6 protein-coding genes are annotated in these 7,768 nt (G+C 67.5%); 2 read left to right on the top strand and 4 right to left on the bottom strand.

The features are described 5' to 3' along the window. Together WA317_RS15475 and WA317_RS15470 are read right to left on the bottom strand one after the other, a co-directional pair. A partial coding sequence (locus tag WA317_RS15475) for a 2-oxoglutarate dehydrogenase E1 subunit family protein (protein ID WP_425173868.1) occupies positions 1–225 on the bottom strand: 225 nt, incomplete at its 3' end. Positions 226–514: 289 nt separating this feature from the next. Further along, positions 515–1,270, bottom strand: a complete 756-nt coding sequence (locus tag WA317_RS15470; RefSeq protein WP_425173869.1) for a hypothetical protein — start codon at positions 1,268–1,270, stop codon at positions 515–517. Between the two features lie 398 nt (positions 1,271–1,668). On the opposite strand from WA317_RS15470, the gene WA317_RS15465 reads away from it, so the two are divergent. Together WA317_RS15465 and WA317_RS15460 are read left to right on the top strand one after the other, a co-directional pair. Continuing rightward, positions 1,669–3,381 (top strand): DHA2 family efflux MFS transporter permease subunit, encoded by a 1,713-nt coding sequence (locus WA317_RS15465; RefSeq protein ID WP_425173867.1) that lies wholly within the window; start codon positions 1,669–1,671, stop codon positions 3,379–3,381. Continuing rightward, the gene (locus WA317_RS15460; RefSeq protein ID WP_425173866.1) at positions 3,378–3,884 is read left to right on the top strand and encodes a hypothetical protein; all 507 of its coding nucleotides are present in this window, start codon (positions 3,378–3,380) and stop codon (positions 3,882–3,884) included. The genes WA317_RS15465 and WA317_RS15460 overlap by 4 nt, the downstream gene beginning before the upstream one ends. Before the next feature lie 2 nt (positions 3,885–3,886). Here the strand turns inward: WA317_RS15460 and WA317_RS15455 are convergent, their stop codons facing one another. Both WA317_RS15455 and WA317_RS15450 read right to left on the bottom strand, forming a co-directional pair. Next, positions 3,887–7,303: a TM0106 family RecB-like putative nuclease gene (locus WA317_RS15455; protein ID WP_425173865.1), complete on the bottom strand. Its 3,417-nt coding sequence runs from the start codon at positions 7,301–7,303 to the stop codon at positions 3,887–3,889. Positions 7,304–7,366: 63 nt separating this feature from the next. Further along, positions 7,367–7,768 (bottom strand): LppP/LprE family lipoprotein (locus tag WA317_RS15450; protein WP_425173864.1); only part of this gene is annotated, 402 nt, incomplete at its 5' end.

Raw genomic sequence — 7,768 nt, 5'->3', positions numbered from 1 at the left:
GCCGGACGAGGTGGGGGCGGGGGCTGCCGGTGGTGCAGACGCTGCGGGGGGCGGCGCCGCGACCGACATCACCTCGACCGGCGGCTCGCCTGCCGGGTCGGGGTTGTAGTCGACCAAGAACTCATGCCAGCTCGGATCGACCGAGGAGGGGTCGTCGCGGAACTTGTGATACATCTCCTCGACCAGCCATTCGTTTTGGCCGAAGGGTGAAGTTGTACTGCTCACGGCAGCTGCTCGCCTCGATTCCTCTGCTGGGCAAGCACACTGCATTGGCGCTTGCCACTTAGGGCGCCCGAGTGTCGGCGCCTGATCTCACCTGCGACGGGACCTGAAGACTCCGCCCCATAAAGGCTAACCTTTTGCGCGCAATCCGCCAGAGACGGCGACGTGAGAGTCGAAACTCCCGTTCCGGGGCGATTTCAGCGTCAAGCCGGGGCTGCCGGCGACTTCTGGCCGCGCTAGCCGATGGCGGCGACCCGCTTCCCCCGGCTATTCGCCGCGCTCGCGATCGCCGCTAGTTAATGGGATGCACTGTCGGCAGCAGGTGCAGCGCGACCGGCCAGCGTGCCGGCGGGTTGCCGAAAGCCCGGCGGGCGTTGCGCACGAGCTTCTTGCCGGCCACCCGGTTGCCGATGGCACCGATGATGGCGCCGATCCCGACCGGCAGCAGTTTGCCGAACAGCAACGCACCGCGCCGCAGGGCGAAGCGTCTGACGGCGCGCTTCAACAGCCGGGAGTTGAGTTGCGTGATCGCCGGCATGGGCAGCGTTGCTACGCCCTCCGTCAGCCACGCGCCGCTGGTGCGGCCCGGTCCGATCAATTCGGCCACGGCGCGTTTGCTGTCGTCGCCGACCAGCACAGCCAGCACCAGGGCGCGGCGCTGCTCCCGGTGCTCGGCGGGTATGCCGTACACGTCGGCGACTGCCAACACGAAGATCGCTGTCGCCTCGAGAAACACCACGGTCTCACCGGCGGCCGCGGACAGCGCGGCCAGCGTGCCGATACCGGGAAACGCTGCCGTCGAACCGACGGCCGCCCCACTGCCGGTCACCGCGGCCAGGTAACGCTTCTCCAGCTTGCGGACGACCTGGGCCGGGGCGGCATTCGTGTCAGCGCGGCGAAGCCGCTCCACGTAAGCCTTGGCAGCCGGGCCCTGCACGCGTGCGCTGCGCTCGATGACCTGCGCTAACGCCCGCGCCGACGCTTTAGGTCGGCCCTGGGCAGTGTCGGGCAGTGCGTCCGGCGCCGGCCGGGTCCGTCGGCTCATCATGCCTCCGTGTTGCATTGCCCGGCCGCTCATCGGGCCGTGGATCGGCCGGTGCCGTTGCCGGGCGTTGATCGCCTGGCTTCAGGCTAACGCCAGGCAACGATTTGCCGCCGGTGCGGCGATTCGCAAATGTCGGTTGGTCAGATTTGTCCTCCCTGGACCGCCCCCGTAGCCTCGCAGCCGATACCTCCGCTGTGAAAAGCCCGGCGGACGATCAGTCGGTGCGCAGCTCCCGCATCGACTGGGGGAGCCGGGCGAAGCAAGTCGCGGGCAGGACGGGATGCTTACCAACTGATCAACCTGATGATGCTGAACGTTGCCGGGTACGTGCTTCGGCACCCCCAGTGGCGATACGCGGCGCGACCCGCCACCATCGTGGGTAGCCGATGCGAGGTGGGGAGATGACCACGGCAATGACTCCAAGGCGATCCCGCGGGCCAGTTGGACGCGCCGCTGCATCATGGGACCGGGCGGGCCCGAATCCGTGGCGCGCGTTGTGGGCGATGATGGTCGGCTTCTTCATGATCCTGGTCGACTCCACCATCGTCGCGGTCGCCAACCCCAGCATCATGGCCAAGTTGGGCACCGGATACGACACGGTGATCTGGGTGACCAGCGCGTACCTGCTGGCCTATGCCGTGCCGCTGCTGGTGGCCGGTCGGCTCGGCGACCGGTACGGGCTGAAGAATCTTTATCTGATCGGACTGGCGGTGTTCACCGCCGCATCGCTGTGGTGTGGCTTGTCGGGCAGCATCGGCATGCTGATCACGGCCCGAGTGGTCCAGGGAGTCGGCGCCGGGCTGCTCACGCCGCAAACCTTGTCAATGATCACCCGGATCTTCCCGCCGCAGCGCCGCGGCGTGGCGATGAGCGTGTGGGGGGCGACCGCCGGCGTTGCCACGCTGGTCGGTCCGTTGGCCGGCGGTGTGCTGGTCGACGGACTGGGGTGGGAATGGATCTTCTTCATCAACGTGCCCGTCGGGGTTGTCGGGTTGGCGCTGGCGGTGCTGCTGGTCCCGGCGTTACCGACCCACAATCACCGGTTTGACCCGGTCGCGGTCGGCCTGTCCGGCGCAGCGATGTTTCTCATCGTTTTCGCATTGCAGGAGGGGCAGTCGGCGGGATGGGCGCCGTGGATCTGGGCGCTGCTGGTCGCCGGTGTGGGATTGGCGGCCGCGTTCGTCTACTGGCAGTCGATCAATACCCGCGAGCCGCTGATCCCGTTGGAGATCTTCGGTGACCGCGACTTCACGCTGTCCAGCCTCGGGGTGGCGGTCATCGGTTTCTCGACGACGGCCATGGTGCTGCCGCTGATGTTCTACGCACAAGCGGTGTGCGGGTTGTCGCCGACCCGCTCGGCGCTGCTGATGGCGCCGATGGCGATCGTCAGCGGTGCGCTGGCCCCGGTCGCCGGCAATATCGTCGACAAGTATCACCCCGGCCCGGTGATCGGGTTCGGATTCTCCATGCTGGCGATCGCGCTGACCTGGCTGTCGATCGAGATGACGCCGGTCACCCCGATCTGGCGGCTGGTGTTGCCGTTCATCGCGATGGGTGCCGGCAATGCGTTCATCTGGTCGCCCCTGGCGGCTACCGCGACCAGGAACCTACCGTCGCACTTGGCCGGTGCCAGTTCCGGGGTGTACAACGCCACGCGGCAGGTCGGCGCGGTGCTGGGCAGCGCCGGCATGGCGGCGTTCATGACGTCGCGGATCACCGCCGAGATGCCGGCGGCGGGTGCCGGCGGACGGTTGAATGGCTCCGGCGGCGCGGTGTTGCGGTTGCCCGGGTTTTTGCGGGGGCCGTTCTCGGCCGCGATGTCGCAGTCGATGCTGCTGCCGGCGTTCGTCGCGCTGTTCGGCGTGACCGCTGCGCTGTTCATGGTCGGCTTCGTCGCGTGGCTGGTCACGGGTTACCACCGAACCCGGCGGGGCGGCGATCCTGCGCCGGCCAGGTCGCCGGCCGGTGCAGCGGATAGCACCGAGCGCGTCCGGTTGCTCACCACGCCGGCCTCTTCGACGAAGACGACGAAGACGACGAAGACGACGAAGACGACGATGCGTACGTCGAGTTCACCCTTACGCGAGAATCGCACGGCCGCGAACCGTTGGTGAGCCGACCCGAGCCGCGCCGACGCTACGACGCCCCGCTGGCCTCCCGCGTCGAGCGCCCGCCTGCCGACGCGGCGCGCCGTGATCCGTTCGGACCAGCGAGCAGTGTCGTCGACGAGCCGACCAGGACTGCGATCGGTGACAGGATCGAGTTTGCGCACAACGGGTTTGACGTCGACAGCGATCAACGGTTCCGCCCGCAGGTGGCGCCGACGGCCCACGAGTCGGCTGGGGCGGGCAGCGCCGAATTCAACGGTATTGACCACGCCGACGGCGTCGATCGCGGGCATCGCTCGGCGCTGAACGGCGGGTTGGACACCGGCGCACCGGAATCGCAGCCGTGGCCGGTCGATGACCGCAGTTTCGACGAGCTCAGCTTCGAGGAGCTCTGGTCGGGCCTGTCGGCGCGCCGCCACATGGCCGAGGGCGAGGTGGCCCCCAACCGGCATCACCGAACTGATTCCGACGACTCAGGCGGCTCCGGCCGGCACTTCTATCCGGACTGATGTCAGGCGTGCGCGCACCCACGGCCCGCCGTCAGCGTGAGAAACGCGCCCAACTCGACCAGGCTGGCCGGAGTGGCGGGTAGATACTCGACGAGTACCGTCGACCGCACGATCACCGCGGCGTACCGGGCCCGGCTCACGGCCACGTTCAGCCGATTCCTGTTCAGTAGGAACGCCATTCCGCGCGGCACGTCCTCGGTCGAGGAGGCCGTCATGGAGATGAAGACCACCGGTGCCTCGGCACCCTGAAATTTGTCGACGGTTCCAACTCGCACCGCGTCGAGTCCAGCGGCTGTCAGCTGTTGACGCAGCAGCACCACCTGAGCGTTGTACGGCGCCAGCACCAGCACATCTGAGGCTTGCAACGGCCGGGTGCCGTGCTCATCCGTCCAGGGCGAGCCGAGTAGCCGGTTGATCTCGTTGACGATGGCGTGAGCCTCTTCGGGACTGCCAGTCGAGTTGCCTTGGTGGTCGATTGGCATCACCTGCACACCGGGCGGATACCCGTTGAGATGTCGCGCGGCGGTGCGTTCGGTGTTGGACAACAATCGACCCTCATAGGACAGCCGGGACACGGCGGCGCATACCGCCGGGTGCATCCGGAAGGAGCGGTTTAGGAAGTAGCCGTACTCGGCGGGCAATGTGCGTTGCCCGTCGAGCAGCCAACCCAGCGCAGAGGTGTCGACAGGTTCGGGATGCGTGCCCTGGCTCACCTGTGGCAGCTGCTGCGGATCGCCGAGCAACAGCAGGTTCGCCGCCGCGGGTGCCACCGCGATCGTGTTGGCCAGACAGAACTGGCCGGCCTCGTCGATCACCAGCAGATCCAGGCTGCCTGCCGGCACGCGAGTGCTGTTGGCGAAATCCCAAGCGGTGCCGCCGATCACGCAGCCCGGGGTGCCGCTGACGAATTCGGCGTACTCCGCCTCGCTAATCAGCTGCCAAGGCGGATCATCGGAGCCGTAGGGCTTCTTCGCCACGCGTAGCGGGTCAGCCCCGGCGAAGATCGCGCAGCGCAGCAGATTCTCCACGACCGCATGTGACTGAGCCACGACACCGATCCGCCATCCGTACTCCACAAGGCGATTGATGACGCGCGCAGCGGTGTACGTCTTACCCGTCCCTGGTGGTCCATGCACCGCCAGATACGACGCATCCAGGTCCAGCAGCGCCGCGGTGATGCTCTCGGCGGTGTCGGCGCCGCGGGGAAGGGCTGCGCCGCTGCGGGTTCGGGGCACCCGGCGCAGCAGCACATCGATGACCGCGGTGCGGGGGAGTTGCGGTAATGCGGCGGCGACGTCAGCGGCGGTTGATTCGATGGATTCTCGCTGCTTCGTCGTCGGGATCGGTGGCCCGGGGGTGAGGGCGAACGGCAGCTGGTGGAAGGTGTGATCGCGGTCGGCTGCGCGCTCCAACAATTCCACATCGGTGGGCGCCGTGGTGTCGTCGGCCGTGACGATTTGGGCGCGGCCGGCCGCCCGACGGTCCGGGTCGTCGGTCATACCTGCCGGAGCCGGCGGCTCGTAGAGTGCAAAAACGTCCGACTTGAGCTCCCCGCGTGCCAGACCACCGGTCAGCCGTAGCCGACGTTGTGGTTTGCGTGTGCGAGGAGGCCGACACCAGTCGACGGTCACGCTTGCGTTGTCGACGACGAAGACATCGGTGTTGTCGGCCCATTCGTCGATCGGGAAATTCAACCGGTCGAAGTGCGCCCACCAGAACGGTTTGTCCTCGCGGCGGTGGTAACCCCGCGCCGCTGCCACCAATGCCACCGCTGCCTGTTCCGGAGTGCGGTCACCGGTGGCGGCGTCACCGGAGAACTCCGCCAGACGCACCGCCACCGCGTCGTGCTGGTCGACGTCGCGGCCATCGGAAACCGGTTGAGCGCCAAGCGGTGTGATTTCGTTTTCAAAAGCCCTCAACAGCAGCCAGTCCCGCAGCGCGCGGGTGGACCGGCAGTCGTAGTGGTTGTAGTCTTCGATCTCTTTGAGGACGGTCGCCGCTTCGTCGGCATAGCCGCCGGCGCGCAGCTCGCAGAATCGGGCGTACTGGGTGATCGAGTCCGCCGCGGTGGTCACCTCACCCGAACGCAGCTCCGCTCCCATGAACAGCGGTTCGAGCGCCTTCAGACTGAATGACTCGGCGCCCACCCGGATGCTCTTGCGCACAATGGGATACAAGTCGACTAGCGTTCCGCTGCGCAACAGGTCGTCAACCTCGTCCTCGCCGACACCGTACTGTCCGGCGAGCCGCAACAGCGCGGTCTTCTCGTACGGTGCGTAGTGGTAGATGTGCATGTCCGGGTGGCGTTTGCGGCGCTTGGCGACCAGCGTCAGGAACCTGATGAACGCCTCGCGTTCGTCGACGCGGCTGTGCGCCCACAGCGGACAGAAGCCGGCAGGTCCGGCTGCCAGCACGCCGAACAGGTATTCCAGGCCCCACTGAGTGCCGTTGTCGGTCCACAACGGGTCGCCTTCGAAGTCGAAGAACAGGTCACCGTTGCTGGGATTGGGCAGCAGGGCCAGCGGCTGCGGGTCAGCGACTTGGAAGCGCGGAATACCGGTGTTCCGTTCCAACACTCGCAATTTGGCCAGTGCGGTGAGCTTGTCGAGGGCACGCGGGGCGAGGTCGGGCACCGGCGCGGTGCGCTCGGCGAGATCGGTGACGGTGCTGACACCGGCATCGAGCAGCCTGACTCGCTGGGTGATCCGCATACCCGCCACCAGCAGCACGTCATCAGCGGCGCGCAGCTGCTCTTCACATTGCGCACAGCGGAAGCATGCGCGTACATTTTCGTCCTCCCACCGCACCGGGACGCCGCCGGCGCGGTGGTCATCGAGGAGTTGTTGCAGCCTGACGCGCTGCGAGCGGTAAACCGGGACCAGCTCGTCGACGGGGTAGCTCGCGACGGCGCCGTCACCCAGGATCAGCTGGGCATCCGGCGCGATCGGGACGCCCGCGTCGGCGAGCGTGTCGGCGTAGGCGGCCAGCTGCAGCAGCGCGGTGACCTTGGCCGAGCGCGCCAGCTTGGTGTCGGTGACCTGATAGCCCGCACCGACACGGATCAGGAAGTCGGCGAACCCGACGAAGCGGCCGTCGAACATCGCGGCTTGATACACCACCGGGACACCGTCGGCGATGGCCCGCCGCGTTGCGTCCGCGGCCGCGGCGAATCCGGCCATCGTGTGCGAGGGACGACCAATCGTGCGGACCGCGCCGAGTTCCGCCCGCAGCTGTTCTAGCCGGCGACGCTCATGGTCGGCACCGAGCGCGGCGGTGCGCGCCAGCAAGTCGTCGACGACGTCAACGGCGGGAGCCCACCCCAGCCGCGCGTCGAACTGCCGCAACAGGGCATATTCGCACTTCGACGCGGCCGCCAGATCAGACGCGCTGTAGACGATGGTGTCGCCGATGACCAACACAGCAGCAACTTTAAGGCCGGGTACCGACAAGATCGGCGGTACCGACGTGGCTTGCCGGCGCCGTCAGTCGGTGTTGCCGATGAGCTCCACACCGTCGCCGTTCCAGTGAAACTTCACCACGCTGGCCAATCCGAGACCCGTCGAGTAGGACAACGCCACCGTGTCTCCGGTGCATTGCGCCGGGTCGATTCCGTTGAACCCCGTGGTGTCCGGTGTCCCCTGCGGGATGTACTTGCCGAGGTGGAACATCACTGCGCGCGTGTTGGGGTTCTCGCCATTCGTATTGGCCTTGACGATCACCACCGACAATTGAGCGCACTCGTTGTAGTTGCCGGCCAGCGGTTCGGGGTTCCAGGGCTGCTGGCTACGCGGATCGCGAGGCAGCTCGGAGACTGCCCGGGCGATGGCAGGGGAGGCCAGGTCGGTGGCGCACGGGTCGGCCGGCGGCGGGGGACCGGCCGGGGG

Source organism: Mycobacterium sp. (genome assembly GCF_049802695.1).
In the GTDB taxonomy this organism is placed as follows: domain Bacteria; phylum Actinomycetota; class Actinomycetes; order Mycobacteriales; family Mycobacteriaceae; genus Mycobacterium.
Note: the sequence above shows the minus strand (reverse complement) of the source record. Positions and strands in the feature narration are given on the sequence as shown.

Bases quoted from the DNA above. Each gene is read 5' to 3' on its own strand.
- WA317_RS15470 (WP_425173869.1), bottom strand. From the start codon at position 1,270: ATGATGAGCCGACGGACCCGGCCGGCGCCGGACGCACTGCCCGACACT.
- WA317_RS15465 (WP_425173867.1), top strand. From the start codon at position 1,669: ATGACCACGGCAATGACTCCAAGGCGATCCCGCGGGCCAGTTGGACGC.